Source organism: Streptomyces sp. CNH287 (genome assembly GCF_000424825.1).
Genome location: NZ_AUKQ01000011.1, coordinates 24,778 through 44,448, shown reverse-complemented (window position 1 = coordinate 44,448; position 19,671 = coordinate 24,778). Strand labels below are relative to the sequence as shown.

Below are 19,671 nucleotides of genomic sequence, written 5' to 3'. Positions count from 1 at the left end.
ATGCCCGGCCCGAGCGGGGCCGCTTCGCCGCCCAGCGCCGCCTCAGGCAACGTTCGACCCGCCAGCCGCCCTGGCACGGCCATCACCTGCGTCGCCTGATCGGCCGAGTAGTCCGGCGCGCTGGTCGCTCCCGCTCGGCCCGGGTCCGCGCCCGCCCCGCACGCTCACTCCCGCGCGCTCACTCCCGCGCCGCCGCGGGGAGCCGGGTGAACACCGCGACGTCGCCGCCGAAGCACACGACCATGCGCCCCTGGGGGCTGAGAGCGAGCGCCGTCACCGGGTGCGGGAAGACGAGCTGGTCACCGGCCGGGTGCGCGCCGGCGAGGTCCCACACCCGGACGGTGCGGTCGTCGCCACCCGAGACCACGGTCGGCCGGCCGTCGACAACGGCCGCCGCCACCGCGTTGACGTATCCGGTATGGCCGCGCAGGGGCGGCAGCACGGCCTCGCCGTCGTCGATGCCCCACACGCACACCGCCTTGTCGCGGCCCGCCGTGACCGCCACCGTCCGGCCGTTGAGGGGCAGCGTGGCGACTGCGTTCACGTCGTCGGTGTGGCCCGCGTCCGCCCAGCACACCTGGCGGCCGTTGCGCGCCTGCCACACGTTCGCCTCGGCCGACACCGAGCCGCCCGCGGTGATCGCGACCGGACGGCCCTGGCCGTCCTCGGCGACGGCGGCGGCGCGGACGGGGTCACCGTGCAGGGTCGTCCTGCGCCGCCCGGCCCGGGCCCCGGTTCCCAGGACATGCGCGGAGACCGCGTTGTCCCAGGTCCCGGTGATGACCAGCTGCCGGTCGCGGTCGCGCGCCACCGCGATCGCGAGCACCTCGGCGACGTGGTCGGTCGGGTAGCGCAGCAGCTCCTCGCCGGTGGCGAGGTCCCAGGCGCCGAAGTCGTTGTTCGGGCTGAGGACGACGGCGGGGCGGCCGTCGATCTCGGTGACCGCCAGGTCGCTGAGGTAGCCCACGTCGATGGGGGCGCCGGCGTGCTCGCCACTGTCGAGATCCCACGTGCGCACGGTGCCCCCGATATGGGCCCCGGTGACCGCGACGGGACGGCCGTCGAGCTCGGTCAGCCCGGCCGCGACCAGCCCGCCGAGTTGTCCGGCGCGGGGGCGGGCCGGAATCGGCGCGTTCCGCGACAGGTCCCACACGCGCACGGGGGAGCCGTCCCCTCCGGTGACCGCCACCGGGCGGCCGTCGATCTCGGCGGTCGTCACTGCCGTGGTGGGATCGGTGGCCAGGGGCTCACCGATCGGCTCGCCGGTGGCGAGGTCCCACAGGCGCACTGTGCCGCCCAGTATCTCGCCGGTACCGTCGCCGATGACGACCACGGCGCGCCCGTCCATCCGGGCGACGGCGACGGCCTGGGGCCGGTGGCGCGCGGTCGGCAGGCGGCGGATCTCGGTGCGCGTAGTGAGGTCCCACACGACGGCGTCCTCGTCCCGGGCCACGACGACGGCGACGGGCCGGCCGTCCAGCATCGCCGCGGCGATATCGAGGACCTCGCTCGTGCCGGCGTCGAGTGGGTCGCCCAGCGGTTCCCGGGTGGCCAGGTCCCACAACCGCACTGCGGTGTCCTTGTGGGGGAAGGCTCCGCCCGCGGTGAGGGCGACTTGGCGGCCGGCGAGTTCGGTGACGGCGATGGCGCTGACCGCGGTGGTGTGGCCGGTCAGCGGCTCGCCGATCTGGGCGCGCTCGGCGAGGTCCCACAGCCGCACGGTGGTGTCGCGCCCGCCGGTGACGGCGATGGTGCGCCCGTCGACCTCGGCGACGGCCACCGCCTGCACCGCCCGGGTGTGCCCCTTGAGCGGCTCGCCGATCCGGTCGCCTCCGGCGAGATCCCACAGGCGCACCGTGGTGTCGGCGGAGGCGCTCACGGCGATGGTCCGCCCGTCCAGCTCGGTGACTGCCACCGCATTCACCGCTTCGCTGTGACCGGTCAGGGGCGGCCCGGCCGGTTCCCCCGTAGCGAGGTCGAGCACCCGCAATTCGCGGTCGCCGCCGGACACCACGAGGGGACGGCCGTGGAGGGACCCGGACGCCAGCGCGTTCGCCGTCCCGGAGAATGACGTCAGCGCGCGCTCACTGAGATCGGAGCCCGTGGCCCAGTCCGGACGCCACGCCGGGCGGCCCTCCCGTGCTTCCCCTCGCGGCCGGGCGGGGCCCCGCAAAGAGACGTCCCACAGCAGCACGCTGTCGTCGCTGCTCGCGGTGACCGCGACGGGACGCCCCTCCAGCTCCGTGACCGCGACGCAGGTGACCGCCTTGGTGTGGTCGGTGAGCGCGGCACCGAGCTGGACCCCCTCGGCGAGGTCCCAGAGCCGGACGGTGTGGTCGAAGCCGGCGCTGACGGCGACCGGCCGGCCCTCGGCCTGGGTGATGGCTATGGCGGCGGGGCCCAGGCGATGGCCGTGCAGCGGCGCGCCCACGGGGACGCGTTCGGCAAGGTCCCACACGAGCAGCCCGCCTCCAGGGCCGCCGCCGGTGACCGCCACGGGACGGCCGTCGAGGACGGTCGTCGCGACGGCGTTGCTGACGCAGTCCAGGGGCTCGCCGAGCTGCGTGCCACCGGCGAGGTCCCACAGGCGCACGGTGCGGTCCATGCTGGCAGTGACGAGCACTGCACGGCCGTCGACCTCGGCCACATCGGCGCTTTTCACCAGCTCGGTGTGGCCGTCGAGCGGCTCGCCGACGCGTGCTCCCGAGGCGAGGTCCCACACCTGGACGGCGTCGGACGGGTAGGCGCAGCTCACTGCCACGCGGCGGCCGCCCAGCTCCGTGACGACGATCGCGTGGGAGTTGCCGTGTGCGGGCAGGGCGACGCCGATCTCCACGCCCGTGGCCAAATCGAACCGGCGGATGCCACCGCGCAGTTCACCCGTGACGATGACGGGCCGGCCATCCAGCACGGTGGTGGCCAGGGCAGTGGGGCAGGCTGCCAGGGGGGCGCGCAGTTCGGTTCCGGTGGCAGGGTCCCACACGCGCACGCTGTCTCTGACGTAGCTGCCGGTGACGATGACGGCGCGGCCGTCGAGGTCCGCGGTCGCCACCGCCGCCACGTGATCGGTGCGGCCGGAGAACCGCCGGACGAGGCGGTCGTTGGGCGGCGTCCCGGTGTTCCAGTCGACGGCGGTGCCTTCGTACGCGGAGCTGGTCGGCACGGCGGCCAGAGCACGCGCGAGGTCGTCGGCACCCCAGCGCGCGGCATCGAGCGCGAGCGCCTGTGCGCGCCGCGCGGGGTCGACCCGGCGGTGGCGTTGGAGGGAGGTGCGGTAGACCGCTGCGGCCAGGAGGGCAGGGCCGCCGCGCGCGTGGCGCAGCAGCGGAATGATGTCAGCGGGGGCGTCGTGCACCAGCCGGGCGGGATCGGTGAGGACGCGTTGGGCCGCGCGTTCGGCATCTGCGGGGAGCATCCGGGGATGGTAGCGGCGGCCACCGACAGAGACCGCGTGGGGCCGTGCACCCGCGTTCGCTCGACGGCGTACCGACGCGCCTGCGGAGCGGCCCCGGACCGCGGCATGCTCCGCAACGCGCGGATGCCAGACCGGCCGCTCCGGGCCTACGAGCAGTATCGGCCGACCGCTACCGTGCCCTTCGGAAGCCGAACCTTCGCAGGCCAAGACCGCGCGCCTGTTGTCGAACCGCACCAAAAGAGAGCGTGGCGCGCTCCGAGCATTCGGAGCTCCCCTACCCGACTGCACCATGCCAGGCGACGCCGTCCCGCAGGAGCGTGCGCGAGCCCAGCTTGTACGGCCTCATCTCGGAGAAGCCCGGGAGCGGGTGCCTGGTGGAGGCCGGCGCGTAGTTGATGTCCCCGCCCAGGACCGCGAACGCTTCGGCGCGCTGCCGCCAAGTGAGGGGTGAGACCGTCGACCGGCGGTCGGAGAGGGAGGGCTCGTGACTCCGAACGAACGGGACGGCCCCGAAACAGGCGGCAACGCGACGGACGAGGAGCTGCTCGCTCGGGCCAGGCGCGACGCCGCGGCCTTCGAGCCGCTGGTACGGCGCCACTCGGCGGCGCTGCACGGCTACTTCGCCCGCCGCGCGCCCCACGCCGCGGACGACCTGCTGTCCGAGGCATGGCTCCAGGCGTACACCGCACGGCACGGCTTCGACCCGGACCGGGGGCCCGCGCGGGCCTGGCTGTTCGGCGTGGCCAGAAACATCCTGTCCGCGCACTGGCGGCGGACCGAGCGGCAGCGCCCAGGGCCGCACGAGGGTGACCGTGACGACCCGTGGGAGGCCGTGGACGAGCGGCTCGACGCGGCGGCCGTCGCGCCGCGGCTGCGCCAGCTTCTCCGGCAACTACCGCCGGAGGAAGGGGAGTTGATGCTGCTCGTCGCATGGGAGCAGCTGACACCCAGTGAGGCGGCCTCGGTGATCGGTATCCCTGCGGGTACGGCCCGCTCGCGCCTGCACCGCGCCCGGGCCCGGCTGCGCGTGGGCCTTCCCCTCAAGATGACAGGAGACCTGGTATGAGCGAACGTACGAAGCACACAGGCGGCGGCGCCGAGCACCCGGCGCGCCCCGAGGTCCCGGATGAGGCCGGTCTCCTCGACTTCCCCGGTGCCGCGGAACTGGTCGCGGCCGGCGCCGTGGCCGCGCCCGCGCCCGGGGTGGTCGCCGCCGCGCAGGCCGCGGTGGCCGCCGCGGCACAGGATGAGGCGAGCCTCCGGACACGGCACGGGACGGCACCGCCCCCGGCAGCCGCCGTGCCGTTGCACGCCGGGGCGCCGCCGCGCCGCCGCAGGCTGTACGTGGCCGCCGCCGCGGTGGCCGCGATCGCGGTGGGAGCCGTGGCGTACCCGGTCCTCGACCTCGGCAGCGAGCCCGCGGCGACGGCCTCGGCCAGTGAGTTCCTGGACGAGATGGCGGAGGTCGCGGCCGAGGGCCACGCGTCGCAGGCCCCGTACTGGAAGGTGCGGTTCGAGACGGTCAATCAGGACGACGGGAGGCGCACGGAGACGAACTACTTCGACCGAAAGGGCCGTATCTGGCAGGTCGACGCGGACGGCACGGTCCACGCGACCCCGGTCGGCCAGGGGGGCAAGCTCAAGAAGTGGCTGGTGGGCGACGAGTTCCTGACCTGGCCCCAGCTCAGCAAGCTGCCCACCGACGAGAAGGCCCTCACGTCCCGCTTCTCGAAGGACGCCACCGCGCGGCTCCACGAGGTCACGGCCATGCTGGAGGACTCGCCCGCAGGTCCTCGACTGCGCGCGGCGCTCTTCCGGATCCTCGCGGACGTCCCCGGCGTGAAGCTCCTCGGTGCCACGAAGGACAGCAAGGGCCGCTCGGGGGTCGCGCTGGAGACCAGCCGCAAGACGTCGGTCGCCGAGGGCTCGGACAAGCCGGAGACGTACTGGTCCACGGACCGCTACATCGTCGATCCCAAGACGGGGATGCTGCTGGAGACGACCTTCAAGATCCGCGACCGGAACCTCCCCGCGGACCGCTACACCTGGCTGGAGGTGGGCCCGGCGCGGCACGTCCGATAGCGCCGCGTCAGGCGGGGTTTGCCTGTAGCGAGGCGTGCTGGTGCGTCCCCCGGGCCCTGCGGGCCCGGGGGACGCAGGGCCCGTTTCACCCGCGACGTCCCGGCTGTTGTCCCGGGTCCCCGGAGACCGAGCCCGGTCGCAAGGCGGCCGAAAGCCAGTTGCACTGGGCCTACCTGGGCTTTCGGCCAACGCAGCCACCACGCGCCGGGCCTGGGGCCGTTCCCGACGCCGATGACGCCATCGAGTACGCGGTCCGCGTCCGGCACGACACGATCGTCACCCGAGCCCAAGGACCAGGTGCCGCGTACGCCTCGGCCACCGCCGCCTTCGACCGCACCACCGCAGACGTCTCCCACGCCGAACCCGACGGGGCCACGCCATGATCCGACCCGTTTCGTCCCACGCCACCCACACCGATCTGCGCCGACGAGGTGGCGGCGGCCGGTGGCCTGGTGCCTGGGCGCCGGCAGCGGCCCGGCACCCGGCGTGGGCCGGTCAGGTGAGGCGGTCGGCTTCGCCGAGCAGGTAGCGCCGCTCCACCTGGTTGTCGGACAGGCTCGCCGCCTCGCGGTACAGCGTCGCGGCTCCGGCCGTGTCGCCGGTCATCTGCACCAGATGGGCGCGCACCGCACGCTCGCGTCGCCGGGTGAGAGGGTCCTGGTCCAGTCCGTGGCGCCGGTTGAGGTCGTCGAGCAGCGCCAGACCCCGGGCCGGTCCGAAGGCTTGGGCCACGGCGACCACCCGGCTCAGTCGCACCGGCGCGGTCGGGGTGAGGCGCTCGAGCCAGAGATACAGCATGGCGATCTGCGGCCAGTCCGTGTGCTGCGGTGCCGCAGCGGCGGCGTGCAGGGCCGCGATGGCCGCCTGGAGCTGGTACGGTCCGGTCTCGCCCCGGTTCCAGACCTTGTCGATCAGCTCGGTGCCCTCCCGGATGAGGCCACGGTTCCATCGCGTCCGGTCCTGCTCGTCCAGTGGCAGCAATCGCCCGTCTTCGCCGGTGCGGGCGGCGCGCCGCGACTCGGTGAGCAGCATCAGCGCCAGCAGCCCGGTCGCCTCCGCCTCGTCCGGCATGGCGTCGACGAGCGTCCGGGTCAGCCGGATCGCCTCGTCGGTCAGGTCGAGGCGCGCGAGTTCGTCGCCGGCGGAAGCCGCGTAACCCTCGTTGAAGATCAGATAGAGCACCCGCATGACCGCGCTCACGCGGCTGGGCCGGTCGGCGGCGGTGGGCGCGGTGAAGTGGGCCCCGGCCCGGGTGAGCTGCCGTTTGGCGCGACTGATCCGCGTCCCCATGGTGGCCTCGGACGTACCGTAGGCATGCGCGATCTCGGCGGTCGTCAGGCCGCCGACCGCGCGCAGTGTGAGCGCCACCTGGGAGGCGTGGCTCAGCACCGGGTGACAGCAGAGGAGCAGCAGGGTGAGGCTGTCGTCGGTCTCCTGCGGAGGGCTCGCCCTGCGGTTCGTTTCCTGCATGGCCAACTCGGCCACGCCCGCTTCCCGCTCACGTCGACGCCGGGCCTGGTCGGAGCGGAGCACGTCGACCATACGCCGATAGCCGATGCGGATGAGCCAGCTGCGCGGATCCTCCGGGACGCCCTGGGTCGGCCATGTCCGGCTCGCCGCCAGCAGCGCTTCTTGCACCGCGTCCTCGGCCATGTCGAAGCGGCCGAAGCGTCGCAGCAACGCGCCGAGCACCTGCGGTGCTTCGGCGCGCAACAGGTTCTCGACGTCGGTGGTCGTGCCCGGGCCGCCGTTCACCGGCCCGGCGTGGCCTGTCGGCCGGGTCGGTCCGGGTGAGGCTCCGCCGGTCACGCCGTGAAGTCCTCGCTCATGATCGGCCGAATTTCGATCGGTTCGCCCAGCACCTCCACGATCCGTGAGGCAATCTCCACGGCCCGTGCCCGGTCGGCCACGTCGATCACTGCGAAGCTGGCCAGAACTTCCTTCAGCTCGGCGAACGGTCCGTCGGTCGCCATCGTGGCGTCCGGTGTCCGGCGGACCGTGGTGCTGACCGCCGGATGGCCCAGGCCCTCGGTGCTGACCAGCTCACCGGTGTCGAGCAGCTCGCGCTCGAACCTCTGGTAGACGGCGAACGCGGCCAGCGCATCCGGGGACGGGACCTCGGCGGTCGCGGCGTCCCAGGAGGCAGCCGAGGTGTAGCCGAGTAGCAGATATTTCATTGCATTTGCCCCTTTCTGTCTCTCCCGGACAAGAATAGAGCAGGTCACGGGGTGCGCCGCAGGGAGATCGCGACGACGGTTGTCCAGGCGAACGCGAACAGGCCGTTCACGGCGATCTGGATACTCATGTGGTCCGGTGACATGGGCAGGAACAGGACGAGCGCGACCGCGGCGTTCAGCACGGCCGGAAGCACCGCACGGCGGCGGACACACCGTACGGTGAGGGCGACGGCGGCGACGGCCAGCGCCAAGAAGGCGATCGCCGCCGAGGCCGAGTGCACGACGCCGTGCCAGGACACCTGGGCGACCGGCCGGTCCGGGGTGCCCACCGGAAAGCCGTTCTCCGCATCCATGGTGAACACGCCGGCGGCGATCATCCCGACGCCGAAGATACCGACGCAGACCGGCAGCACCCGCCGTCCCGATCCGTCACGGACGGTGCGCCTGATGCCGACGGCCAGTGCAAGACCGCCGAGTCCCGCGAGCACGAACGTCAGGACCTGAATCCAGCCGAGGCCGCCGGTGGCGAGCTGGCTGATCGGGTGCCGGGTGATGTCGAAGCCCGTACGGGTGAGCATCTGGATGACGGCCGAGGCGGCGAAGACCGGACCGGCGAGGGCTCCGGCGGCCAGCAAGCGGTCCTGGGTGCGGGCGGTGGCGACAGCGGGGGCGGTCATGGCTTCCTCCTTGATGGGTTCTCGCGGCTACCTCGGTGCCGGTTCCGGGATCTCGACTCACCGGAAAAGTGACCTACGGCACATCCGGCGGGCGTCGAGAACCGGCGAGCAGCTCCGAGGTAGCCGTGAGAACCCATCAAGGAGGACGACATGTCTGAGACCAACCTGCCGAGCGCCGAACTGAAAGCCCTGGACCGACTGGTCGGCACCTGGGCGGTTACCGGCGGCGCCGAGGGAACCGTGCGATACGAGTGGATGCCCGGCCGGTTCTTCCTGATCCAGCACGTTGAACTCACCCAGTTCGGCGAGCCGATCACCGGCATGGAGCTGATCGGGAACCTCCACCCGTTCGGCGAGCCGGTCGGTGCGGACGTGGTGTCGCGGTTCTACGACTCGAACGGCAACACCTTCGACTACGTGTACGAACTGGTCGACGACAAGCTGACCATCTGGGCCGGCGCGAAGGGCAGCCCGGCCTACTTCGAGGGCAGGTTCAGCGCCGACGGCACCACGGCGACGGGTGATTGGGTCTACCCGGGCGGAGGCGGCTATACCTCGACCATGACGCGAATCTGACACTGGGCCGCAACGGAACGGATAGGCGACCTGGCTTCGGTGACGCGCCACCTGTTCCGGCGAAAGTGAACGCTCCTCAGGGCTGGCCCCGGCTGGCTGTTTCGCCTCCCGGAGCTGCCCTGAGGCGGACCATCGAGCAGTGGTCACTCAGTGTTACTTTTCGGGCTGCGGCAGCCATGCGGGAACCGGACCGTGCACTGGCCTCGCGCTTTCATGAAGCAGGTTGTCCGACGGGTGGTCAGGTGAGCGAAAGGAGCCGCCGGAACCGGCCGTGTTCGGGCCGGTGGCCCCGACCCGACCCTCTCCCGGCTCGTCGACACCCTGCACCCTCGTCATTGACGCGTTCTTCGACCTCGCGGACGCGATCATCACCGTGCGTACGTGATCCGCCAGACTTGGACCACCTGCCGCTGAGGGGCTGTGGGGTGACCTCCGACGCCAGCCCTGACCAGCCGCCCGTCTGCGCGACCTCCAAGACGCCGCACGTGGCGCCGGATGCGCTACGGCGTCCCGGTCAGGCGCAGGCGGGTGCGGGACGGCGCCGACGGGGGGCAGTGTGGCAATGACCTCGGCAAGGGAGGTCCCGGCGAGGACGCACCGTCGACTGCCTCGACGATCTGCAGGAGCGTGACCTCGGAAGCAGGGCGGGCCAGTCGGAAACCGCCGCGCGGGCCCGTCGTTGCGGCCAGCACGCCAGCCTTGACCAGCGCCTGCAGCTGCTTGGCGAGATAGGCCGCCGGCAGGTCGAAGTGCCGGGCGAGTCGTGCCGCCGACGCGGTGCTCCCCGTCTCAAGCTGCGCCAGCGACGTGGCGCAGTGCAACAGCCATTCCGTACTCACAGGCAGCTTCACTCACTCGGCGTGGACCTGGCCACCGGCGACGGCCTCGACGCCGCCCTGGCCGGCGTCGAGGCCGTCGTGGACACCACGAACTGCACGGCGACCGACCGGGACGAAGCGGTGGCGTACTTCGGCGCCACCACCCGGAACCTGCTCACCGCCGAGAAACGGACTGTGTCCGCCACCACCTGCTGCTCTCGATCGCCGACACCGACCGCGTCGAAGGCAACGCGCACTACGCCGGCAAGCGCGAACAGGAGCGCCTCGTGACCGAAGGTCCGGTGCCCTGGACGATCGTTCCGGCCACCCAGTTCCACGACTTCGCCGCGATGGTGACGAGCTGGACCGAGCAGGACGGCGCCGCCGCCATCGCGCCACTGCTCGTCCAGCCGATCGCACCCGCGGACGCGGCCGACGTCCTCGCCGAGATCGCCACGGGCACACCGCAGGGGCTTTACCGCGAGGTCGCCGGTCCCGAGCCGCAGGACCTGGTGGACATGGCCCGGCGCACCAACGACGCGCGCGGCCGCACGGTCAAGCTCCTGCCGACGTGGTCATCGCTGTTCGGCCCGGCGATGGCCGGTGACGTGCTGCTGCCCCATGCGGGCGCCCGCATCGCGCCGACCACCTTCGACGAGTGGCTCGCCAAGCAGCACTAGCGTCTCCCCACCACGGCACCCTGCGCTGCCCTCGCGGCAGGCGATGAGGCGGCACAGCCTGAGAGACAGCTGAGCTGTCAGTGAAGGCAGGGCGCCGTCGACGGCGTCCGGCCATGACGGCAGCGCGGGCACAGGTGTTCCCGAAGCGGGCGGAGGAAGCGGCTGGGCTCACCGTTCCACGAAATGGTGAGTGCGTCCCGCGCTCGGGTGGCTGCGACGAACAGCAGGGAGCGGGCCCGCTGCAGTTCGCGCCGGTGGCGGAGTCGGTCGGTCCGTTCCCAGGCATCAACAGTCGAGCGGGGGACCGAGCCCTCCGAGACGCCAGCGATGATCATGCAGCGGTACTCAAGGCCCTTGAAGCGGTACATCGTGCCCACGTGCACCCCCTCGGCCCCTCGCGCCCCGTCACCTGTGATCTTCGTGGCCATGATTCCGCGCCGCCCGAGCCGCGCCACCACCTCGTCGACCTTCTCGTTCGTCGGCACGCAGACCGCGACGGACTCGCGCGGGACGTCGTGCCACGCCTGCACCTGCTCCACCACGAGATCGAGTTCCTCGTCCCAGCTCTCCGCGCTGCGCAGGCACGGGCGTCCGCCGTGCAGCACCGACCGGTATCCGGCGAGGTCATCGGTGCCGCCGTCGAGGTCGTCGAAGTCGGCGCCTTCCAGGATGCCGATGGCCGTCCGCAGGATCTCCCGCGTGGTGCGATAGCTGAGCGTCAGCTTCGCCGAGCGGCCCCGGATGTTGATGCCCAGGCTTCCCAGAGTGACCTGGTTGTCGTAGATCCTCTGGTGTGTGTCACCGACGAGGAAGATGTCGTCGGTGTCGTGGGGCACCATGGCCCGGAGCATCTTCCAGTGCGCGGCACCCAGATCCTGGGCCTCGTCCACGACGACGTGCCGGTAGCGGTAGCGCAGCCAGGCGCCGGTCCCCGACTCCGCATGGATGTTGCCCGGCCCGCCACGCGCCTCCTCCTGACGGCGGCGCTCCTCGATCTTGTGCTGCCGGGCCACCTCCAGCTGAGCCGCACGTTCGGCTACTTGACGGTGCGTCTCCACACGCTTGACAGCGAGTCGTTGGGTGAAGCGCTCAGCCAGCTGCCAGATCTCGGCCCGGTCGGCACGGCTCACGCTGCGGCCCCGCCCGGCCCGCCGGGCCCGGAAGTAGTCGGCCCGCGAGGCCACCGCCTGACCGAGGATGACCTGGTTCCATTCATCGCTGAGAAACTCCGCGTCCCAACGGCTCTCCCCCGCCTCCACGAGCAGTTGACGCCACTCGCGCAACGCGTGCGTGTCATCGATCCTGCGCTTGGCGTTCCCGGGGTCAGCCTCACTGACCACCCGCGTCGCCAGCTGGTCGACATGCAGAATGTCGACGCGGGCGAGCGTCTGCGGACCGCCGAGCGAAAGGAGGCGGGAGCGCAGGTCAGCGGCGAGGTTCTTGTTGAAGGTGGTGAAGAGGACCGGCTTGCTGTGGCCAGGAGGCAGTTGGTCCACGAGATGCCTCACCCGGTGCAGGGCGACGATCGTCTTCCCCGTTCCGGGGCCGCCGCTCACCCGGGCGGGCCCGGAATACGTGCGCCCCACCAGCCTTTCCTGGGTGGGGTGCAGAAAGACCTTCCACCGGCCGAAGTCGCCCTCCTCCAGAACGCTCCGCAGCGACTCGTCATCTGTGAGCACCACGGCCTGTGAGCGGTCGGCCGCCGCCTGCCACCCGTCGGCCGCCTGCCGGTCCTCGCCACCGGCGCTCTCGGGTGCTTCCCCGGGCGCGACCGCGACCGGTGCGGTGACCTCATCCATGACCTGCTGGTACGGCACGCCGTCGCGCAGGCGCAGCAGTACCTCTCCCGTGTGCCGCGGGGCGTACTCGGCGAGCCCGAGCAGCTCGTCGTCCGTGGTCAGCTTGCGGACGACCGGGATCAGGGGCTCGGCCACGCCCAGGCCGGCCAGTTGCTCCGAGGTGTATCCGGCGAACAGCGGTGCGTCGGGGGCGGCTTCCGGAGCGGAGTCCTCGGCGGTTCCGGCACGCGGCCGGTCGCCTCGCGCACCGAGGACGTCGTCCTCCACCACCTGGAGGTCCACGTACTCGATCGCACCCGTGATCTGGTTGATGCCGTACGCGAGCCGGCCGAGGTTGCGGTGGACGTGTCCGCGGTGTTTGACCGAGACCAGCAGCCAGTCGTTGCCGCCCAACCGCACCAGCAGCGCCCTGTACTCACGGTTGACCCGCGCCGACCACAGCCGTTCGTGCCCCTTGAGCGGCTTGAGGTCGAATCCCGGAGCCCCGGGGTTCTTGCGGAACTCGTGCTGGAACTTGTAGACCGCCCCGATGATCGCCCGGTCCAGCTTGACGATTTCCTTGTCCGCCTTGTCGAGCAGGCGGAGGGTCGCGCTCGTGGCCGGCGCGCCTGTGCTGATCACTGGTCCCGTTCCTCCTCGTTGTACGCGGCCGGGTGACCGGCCGCCTCGGCCGGCCGGCTCAGGGCAGCCGCGAGTGCTCGCGCGTCCCAGTCCGCCGCGGTCGCCACCGTCCATCCCGCTGCCGCGTACGCGGCGTCGCGGTCGAGCGCTTCGGCCACCGCGGCTTCGTCCTCCCGCGCGGGGGCGAGGACGACACCGATGCGGTGGGCGGGCCAGGCCAGCTCGGCGGGCCAGGCGGCGTCGCCGAGCTCGAATCCGGCCTGGGGAGCGGGTGCCGCGCACCGGACCAGTACGTCGACGAGTTCGGCGAGGCCGGGCTCCTCCATGAGGTAGGCGAGGACCTCGTCCCAGGCAGGATCGCGCACAGCCCCCGACGCCTCATCCGCGTGCAGCGGTGCCCCGGCGTGCGACGACGGCTCGCCGGGTGCTCCGGCGGGCTCGGTGGCTTCAGCGGCGGACCGTTCCGCGTCGGGCCGCTGTCGCCCTCGCCACGACTCCAGCCAGCCCGCTCCACCCGTCACGGCCAGCTCCAGCGGATCGAAGCCCGGCAGTTGGCTGGTCGCCAGCTGAACCCCGTCACCCTCCCCGTCGCCGAGGAACTGCAGCAGATTGGTCCAGTACAGCCACGCCTGCCAACGCCTGCGGTGGGCATTCTCGTCCCGGCTCAGCGTTTCCGGACTGTCGTCGAGCACGGCCAGCGCGGTCCACACCGCGCCCGCCTGCCCCTTACGCAGGTCGAGGGCGACCGTGAGTGGGCATCCGCTGCCGTCCTGGGTGGCCATGACCTGGACGCCGCCCTGGCCGCCCGCAAGCCGCTTGCCTTCCAGCGCCTCAGCGATACGGTGCCCGATCTCAGGCCCGTCCGCGAGGGCCCGGCTGGTCGCGGAGACCGCGGCGAACCCTGCCAGCGCACTCTGGGCACGCCGCCGCCACACCCCGTGATCCGGGGTGGTCAGGTAGCCGATCAGCGTCTCGACCGGATTCGTCCACACGAAGCGCTGCAGGTCACGCGGGTCGTCTCCGTGCAAGCGCCGGTGGATGTCCGAGGCGGTCTTCTGCGCCGTGTGCTGGTACGGCACCCATACGGGATCGGCCGGAGGCCTCGTATCGGCGGTCCACGCGCGTACGTCGTCCCAGGTCAGCTGGAAGACCTGCCAGCCGCCTCCGGAGCGCAGCCGGGTCCGCTTCGTGGCGTCGGACGCGATGCGGTTGTGGTCGGGACTCGCGTGGTAGCGGTAGCCGTCGAGGTAGACCGCTACCCGCCGGCTTTCGTCCTTCAGGCTGCGGAAGACCACATCCGGCACGGTGAAGCCGAGGTCGGGCTGCGTCTCCATGCACCAGCTGCTGACCTCGCCGTCGGGAGCGGTGAACCGCAGCCTCGTGTCACGCTCGCCGTCGGGCGGACCCGCGCTGCGCACGCTCACCATGTCGGAACCCTCGGCCCAGGCGAGGAATCCCCGGCGGAACAGCGCTTCCAGTTCGCTCTCCACCTGCCGGACGAGGCTGATCTCCTCGGTCGTCCCGGCCTCCACGATGCTCCAGGACTCGCCGCCCCGGCCCAGGAGTTCACCCAGCATGTCGAGGGCGTGTTCGCGCGAGACCAGCTCGTACTCATTGTTGTCGACGTACCGCAGCAGGCAGCGATGGCAGGCCGACCGCTCCTCACCGACACACGGGCACTGCTCGACGACCCGGCGGGCCCGGGTCAGTACGTCGAACAGACCGTCCGGTCCCGCGAGCCGGTGGAGATAGCCGGTGCCGCCCGGCAGGGAGTCATAGAGCACGAGGAAGTGCCTGCGCACGTCGCTGCCCTGGTCGGGCATGGAGTCGGTGACGACCGCCAGGTGGTCGGGGTCGCCGCCGTAGCTCTGGGCGATACCCGCGAGGAGCAGTGCCTTGAAGGTGGCCAGCCGCTCCTCGGTGTGGGCGGTGACCGCGGGGATGAGGATGCGCAGCGCCTCGCTGCGCAGCTCATGGGCGAGCAGCAGTTTCACGCCCTGCTGTGCGGTGTTCGTCTCGCCGAGCCCGTCGCGCAACCGGGGGCACCATGGGCGGTGGTACTTCGTGGCTCGGGGGGCACCGAAGGCGTCCTGCTGTCCGGTGTGTGCGGCGGCCGGTCCCCCGTCGGGGTCCGCGAATCCGCAGGAGTCGCAGACCCAGAAGGGGTTGAGCCGCACCTGGCGTCCCGCGAAGGCGTCCTCCACCCCGGTGTCCACGCGGGTGGCGCCGACGTTGATGTGCCGGATCACGGCATTCCGGGTGAACTCCCAGCCGAAGGTGGCCCGCTGGTGCTTCCACCCCGCCTCGATGTCCTCCTGCGCGATGTCCACGGCGGGCACGACGGTGTAGTGGCGCCGCTCCCGCTCGTCCGTGTCGTCGCGTACGCGGATGTCGTCCCGCTGGTCACGGGCCATCACGCGGTGGGGCGCCAGCACCTTGTGCAGGCAGCCGACGTCACCGATGGCCGGGGACAGGCAGCGCGGACAGGCGGTGGAGTCCGCTCGTGCCTGGCGTGTGCGGACGTGCCCGCAGTCGGGGCAGAAGCGCCACCACAGCCACGCCGGGCGGTTCGGGCTGCCGATGTCCAGCCCGGTGACGCGGTGCTTGTAGCCCTGTACGTAGTAGTGGTTGCCGGGTGCGAAGTCGGTCAGGGCCAGGCGCGCCGAACGCTCGTACCGCAGGACCTTGCTGTGGTGCTCGGGCTCTCCGTCCCTGCCGTCCTCCCGCCAGGTGAGGGTGGCTTCCAGCTCGGTCAGCGAGTCGACGAGGCTGTAGTTGGGCAGCAGTCCGAGGTCGACGAGCGCGCCGTGCGCGGTGCCGCGGCTGATCTCGCCCGCGTGCCGGGAGACGGCTCGGCGTTCGGCCATGAGTTCCCTGCGCTGCCGTGCGTGGTCCGGGTCACCGGACACCAGCGCGTTCAGCGCCTGGTCGATCGAGGTGATCCGGTGCTGCATCTCGCCGCGCCGGTCCTCCCACTGTGCGCGGGCGGCGCCCAGGGCATCGGCGAGCCCCCCGGCCGCGTACGCGCACAGCTCCTCGGCCGCCTGCGGGCTGACCCCGGTGCCCTTCGCCTCGTCGTACGGCGGGAACAGCCGCAGGAAGGCCTCGCAGCGACCGGGGCCCGCGGCCAGTGCGGCCTGCTGGAACTCGGACAGCCACGCCGACGGGCCGAAGAGGTCGGAGGCCAGGCGGGGCATCGGAGCGAGCGCCTCCCCGCTGCGGTCCGGCGCGGGCAGCCGTCCGGCGCCGACCAGGTCGAGCAGGTGCGCGAGGTACTGACGGCGCAGGATCTCGCTCGCGGAGAGGAAACAGCCGGGCGGCTGGATGTCCCCGGCGATCATCTGCCGGGGGTCGTCCAGGTAGTAGCGGTCCCGGGGGCCCCGGTCGACCATGGTCAGCAGATAGGCGTTGCCGGTGGCACGCCCGGCCCGGCCGACCCGCTGCACGTAGTTGGCGGGCCCCTTGGGCAGGGAGGCGAGGACCACGGCCGACAGGTCGCCGATGTCGATGCCCAGTTCCAGCGTGGGGGTGCAGGACAGCACCTGCGGGTTGGCGTAGTGGGCCTGGACACCGGCGCGGAACGCCTTCTCCACGGCTTCGCGCCTGGGGCGGCTGAGGGTGCCGGTGTGCTCGGCCGTGTTGATGGTGAAGACGCCCGCCTCGCGGTACATCCGCCGGTAGAAGTCCTGGGTGAAGTCCCGGCGCCGCACACCGCTCGCCAGGTCCTGCCCGGTGCGCAGCAGACCGCCGCACCGGTAGCGGGGGCACGGCTGCCCGTGCCACTGGTCGGCCAGGTCGGGGTGGACCGTCTGTTCCCAGGAGCAGACCGGGCAGTGCGCAGAGGCGTCGGCCACCTGGTCGTCGGCCAGTCTGCGCACCTGTACGTGACCGGGCTGCAGGCCGTAGACGCGGGTCGCCCCGTCCTTGGCGGTACGGGCCGACAGCACGCCCACGTCGACGAGCGCGGGCAGCAGCCGCGCGAGGAAGGCGTTGGCGGCGTCGGGGCGCAGGCCCAGGCTCCGCCTGGTCCAGTCCTGGTACCAGCCCAGCCGGCCGGTGACCACGTCGAAGTCGTCGCTGCCCTGCTTGGGGCTGCCGAGCAGGAACGCCGGGGCGGACACGCCGGGCGGGAAGGCCGGCATTCCCGTCTTGCGCCCGCCCCAGACGAGCCAGCGCCGCACACCGGCCTCGTTCAGCCAGCCGTCGAGCCAGGCGTGCCGGATGGCGCCGCGGGTGCGCAGCCGTTCGAGGAGCCCGCGCACGTGCCCGACCCAGCAGTCGGGGCCGGGCAGGGAGCCGTCCGGCAGCGCGATGTCCCCGGGGGTGGTGTGCAGGAGTTCCCGGACGATCTCGGCGACCGCGTCCGGGTCCTGGAGGGGCACGTCCGCGGCGACGGTGCGGGTCAGCTCCAGGGTGCGGCCTCGCCGGGATCTCAGCCCGAATTCGAGCACCGCCGCGAAGGCGAGGCGTTGCGCGATGAGTTCCCAGGTGGCGCGGGAGCCGTGGCCGCGCCCGGACAGCAGCGTGTCGACACCGCGCACGACGTGCAGGTCCGGAGGGATCACGGCGGCCTGGACGGCCTTGCTGTCCACGACGTCCGCGATGAGGTCGGCGGCCAGCTCGTTGAGCGCGACAGGTTCGTCCTCGTCGATGCGGCTGGCCAGCAGGGCGCGCAGCGAGAAGGTGTACGAGCGGCTGGCGACGTACCCGGCGCGGTGGGCGGCGTCCTGGACGGAGTCGTTGAAGAGGAGGGTCTTGTCCTCTTTGAGGTTCTTGTCCAGCTCGCCGCCCGTGAACAGCTGGGTGATGGCGGCTGCGGCGAGCGCGGCGAGGCCGGTACCGAGATAGCGAATGGCGTTGAAGGTGCGGCAGGCGGGGCACTGGTCGCCGCGCGCCGCCCGGTCGTCACCGAGATCCGCCCAGACGAACGCCGCGTCGTGCAACGGCTTGGCCACGTAGGGGCCTTCGCCGTCGGGCGGCGGATCGAAGTCGGTCTCGCGCGAGAGCGGACGCACCCGCCCGCTCTCGCCGTCGAGCACCATCACGGTCGGCCCGCTGCGCTGCTTCTCGGCCACGAACGCGGCGTCGTACGCCTGCTGCCCGGTCGCCGCGATCATGTTGCGGACACGGCTCTTGTCCCGGCCGACGGACGCCCGGCGGATCTTCGGCGCACTCATGTCCAGCTCCGCCGGGTCCGCCTCCGGGGAGAGCGCCGCCCAGCCGGAGCGTCCGCACTCCCGGCAGAAGACGGCGGGCAGGAACACCTGCGCGGGTGGGGGCGCGCTGTCGCCGGCGGGAGCGGCCGGGCCCGGGTCTCCTCCGGAGCCGAGCGCACCGGATTCACCGAGAACGGCCTCACCGCGACCGGCCCCACGGGCGACCAGCCTGCCGCCGGTGGCGACCCGCTCGTCGTCCCAGCGGAACTCGGCCCTCGCGGCGCTGATGCCCCGCAGCACCCGGGAGACGGAGCGCACCCAGTGGTGCACCTCGATCGACAGGAGCGGGCGGGTGGGGTGTTCGGGGTCCCGGGCCGCCGAGAGCAGGGCGACGTAGCGCGCGAGGGCCGCGGCGGCGAGGGCCGGGCGCTGCTGGACGGCGAGACCCCAGTGGTAGGCGTAGCGCGGCAGGACGTCCGTGATCTCGGACATGGTGCGCGGCTGGCCGTCGAGGATCTCCAGGACGGCGGCGGTCAGCCGGTGGCGGCGCAGCCGCCTGCCGAGCTGTACCGCATCCAGGCCGCTCTTGCCGGTGAAGGCGGCGGCGAGCTGGTCCAGCGCCTGGGGTCCGACGGCCGGATCGGCGAGGCCCGCCACCTCGTGGGGGGCGGGGAAGGGCAGGGTGAAGTCGCTGTTCCCGGCGAAGTCCTGGGCGCTGCGCCGGTCCTCCCCCACCACGGCCTCCGGCGGGAAGGGCACGCCGAACACCTGCTCCGCCACGCCGAGCATCGCCCCGCCCCCGGTGCCCGAGGAGCCCTCTCCCAGGGTGGCCGAGGTGGCGACCGGGCAGACCGGGCCGAGTGGCCGCCCCGGCTCGGCCAGGCCGGTGACGGCGCCGAGCCGGCGCAGCAGCATGGCCACGTCCGTGCCCTGGGCGCCGTCGTAGGTGTGGAACTCGTCCAGGACGACGTAGGCGAGCGCGGAGCCGCCCGGCTCCTGCCACAACCGCTGGTCGTCGGGCCGCTGGAGCATCAGGTCCAGCATCTTGTAGTTGGTGATCAGGATGTCGGGCCGGGTGCGCCGGATCTCGTCCCGGTCGACCGCCACGCGCGGGTTGGACTGCTTGAACTCCTTGGACGCCTTGTCGCCGATGTAGAGCGCGGCGCGCACCCCGGCGTCCCGGAGCCGGGCGTCCCGGGGGTTGTCGAGGTGGCTGTGGATGCGGTGCGCCTGGTCGGTGGCGAGCGCGTTCATCGGGTAGAGGAGGACGGCCTTGACGCCCTCTCTGCCCGCCTCGCGCTCCCGTCGGCAGTGGTCGAGCAGCGGTACGAGGAACGCCTCGGTCTTGCCTGATCCGGTGCCGGTGGTCACGAGCGTGGGCAGGGCGGCACCGTGCAGCGTGGAGAGGCGCTCCCAGGCCCGCTCCTGGTGCCGGTGGGGGTGGAAGCCGCGCGGCCACCAGGTGAGGTGCCGCTGCCAGTCGTCACTCCCGGCCGGACGGAAGGGGGTACGGATGCGCAGGTACGGGCCACGGAAGATGCCGTCGTCGGCGTCGCCGAGGAACTGCTCCAGGGCGCTGCGGGTGCTCTCGTCCGCCAGCGCGTACGTCGTCGACAGGTACTGGCTCAGGCTGTCGCGTACCTGCTCAGCGGCGAGGGTCGGTCGCACGC

General features: G+C 72.4%; 12 protein-coding genes. 5 read left to right on the top strand and 7 right to left on the bottom strand.

The window, feature by feature from the left end; translation table 11 throughout:
- Window positions 1-178: 178 nt before the first annotated feature.
- Window positions 179-3,415 carry a WD40 repeat domain-containing protein gene (locus tag H299_RS33625; protein ID WP_027748550.1) on the bottom strand — a complete coding sequence of 1,079 codons (3,237 nt, stop codon included), beginning with the start codon at window positions 3,413-3,415 and terminating at the stop codon, window positions 179-181.
- A gap of 484 nt (window positions 3,416-3,899) precedes the next feature.
- On the opposite strand from H299_RS33625, the gene H299_RS0111655 reads away from it, so the two are divergent.
- Entirely contained in the window at window positions 3,900-4,481 is a 582-nt protein-coding gene (locus tag H299_RS0111655) for an RNA polymerase sigma factor (protein ID WP_051262364.1), read from the top strand.
- Entirely contained in the window at window positions 4,478-5,497 is a 1,020-nt protein-coding gene (locus H299_RS37550; protein ID WP_051262363.1) for a hypothetical protein, read from the top strand. Before H299_RS0111655 ends, H299_RS37550 begins: the two co-directional genes overlap by 4 nt.
- Before the next feature lie 495 nt (window positions 5,498-5,992).
- Here the strand turns inward: H299_RS37550 and H299_RS0111645 are convergent, their stop codons facing one another.
- The 3 genes from H299_RS0111645 to H299_RS0111635 are packed head-to-tail and all read right to left on the bottom strand — an operon-like array spanning window position 5,993 to window position 8,351.
- Window positions 5,993-7,252, bottom strand: coding sequence for a sigma-70 family RNA polymerase sigma factor (locus H299_RS0111645; RefSeq protein ID WP_027748548.1), 1,260 nt, complete (start codon window positions 7,250-7,252; stop codon window positions 5,993-5,995).
- Window positions 7,253-7,302: 50 nt separating this feature from the next.
- Window positions 7,303-7,674 (bottom strand): YciI family protein, encoded by a 372-nt coding sequence (locus H299_RS0111640; protein WP_027748547.1) that lies wholly within the window; start codon window positions 7,672-7,674, stop codon window positions 7,303-7,305.
- A gap of 44 nt (window positions 7,675-7,718) precedes the next feature.
- Window positions 7,719-8,351, bottom strand: a complete 633-nt coding sequence (locus tag H299_RS0111635; RefSeq protein WP_027748546.1) for a DUF998 domain-containing protein — start codon at window positions 8,349-8,351, stop codon at window positions 7,719-7,721.
- Window positions 8,352-8,501: 150 nt separating this feature from the next.
- On the opposite strand from H299_RS0111635, the gene H299_RS0111630 reads away from it, so the two are divergent.
- Window positions 8,502-8,927: a hypothetical protein gene (locus H299_RS0111630; protein WP_027748545.1), complete on the top strand. Its 426-nt coding sequence runs from the start codon at window positions 8,502-8,504 to the stop codon at window positions 8,925-8,927.
- Between the two features lie 500 nt (window positions 8,928-9,427).
- Here the strand turns inward: H299_RS0111630 and H299_RS33615 are convergent, their stop codons facing one another.
- Window positions 9,428-9,778, bottom strand: coding sequence for an RrF2 family transcriptional regulator (locus H299_RS33615; RefSeq protein ID WP_078512681.1), 351 nt, complete (start codon window positions 9,776-9,778; stop codon window positions 9,428-9,430).
- Window positions 9,779-9,787: 9 nt separating this feature from the next.
- Here H299_RS33615 and H299_RS40385 point away from each other — a divergent pair, with 9 nt between their 5' ends.
- The gene (locus tag H299_RS40385; protein WP_486587242.1) at window positions 9,788-10,036 is read left to right on the top strand and encodes a hypothetical protein; all 249 of its coding nucleotides are present in this window, start codon (window positions 9,788-9,790) and stop codon (window positions 10,034-10,036) included.
- Window positions 10,033-10,425 (top strand): SDR family oxidoreductase, encoded by a 393-nt coding sequence (locus H299_RS40380; RefSeq protein ID WP_486587241.1) that lies wholly within the window; start codon window positions 10,033-10,035, stop codon window positions 10,423-10,425. The genes H299_RS40385 and H299_RS40380 overlap by 4 nt, the downstream gene beginning before the upstream one ends.
- 77 nt (window positions 10,426-10,502) lie before the next feature.
- Here the strand turns inward: H299_RS40380 and H299_RS33605 are convergent, their stop codons facing one another.
- Together H299_RS33605 and H299_RS33600 are read right to left on the bottom strand one after the other, a co-directional pair.
- Entirely contained in the window at window positions 10,503-12,845 is a 2,343-nt protein-coding gene (locus H299_RS33605; protein ID WP_486587240.1) for a UvrD-helicase domain-containing protein, read from the bottom strand.
- Window positions 12,842-19,669, bottom strand: a complete 6,828-nt coding sequence (locus H299_RS33600; RefSeq protein WP_051262362.1) for a DEAD/DEAH box helicase — start codon at window positions 19,667-19,669, stop codon at window positions 12,842-12,844. The genes H299_RS33605 and H299_RS33600 overlap by 4 nt, the downstream gene beginning before the upstream one ends.
- Window positions 19,670-19,671: the final 2 nt, after the last annotated feature.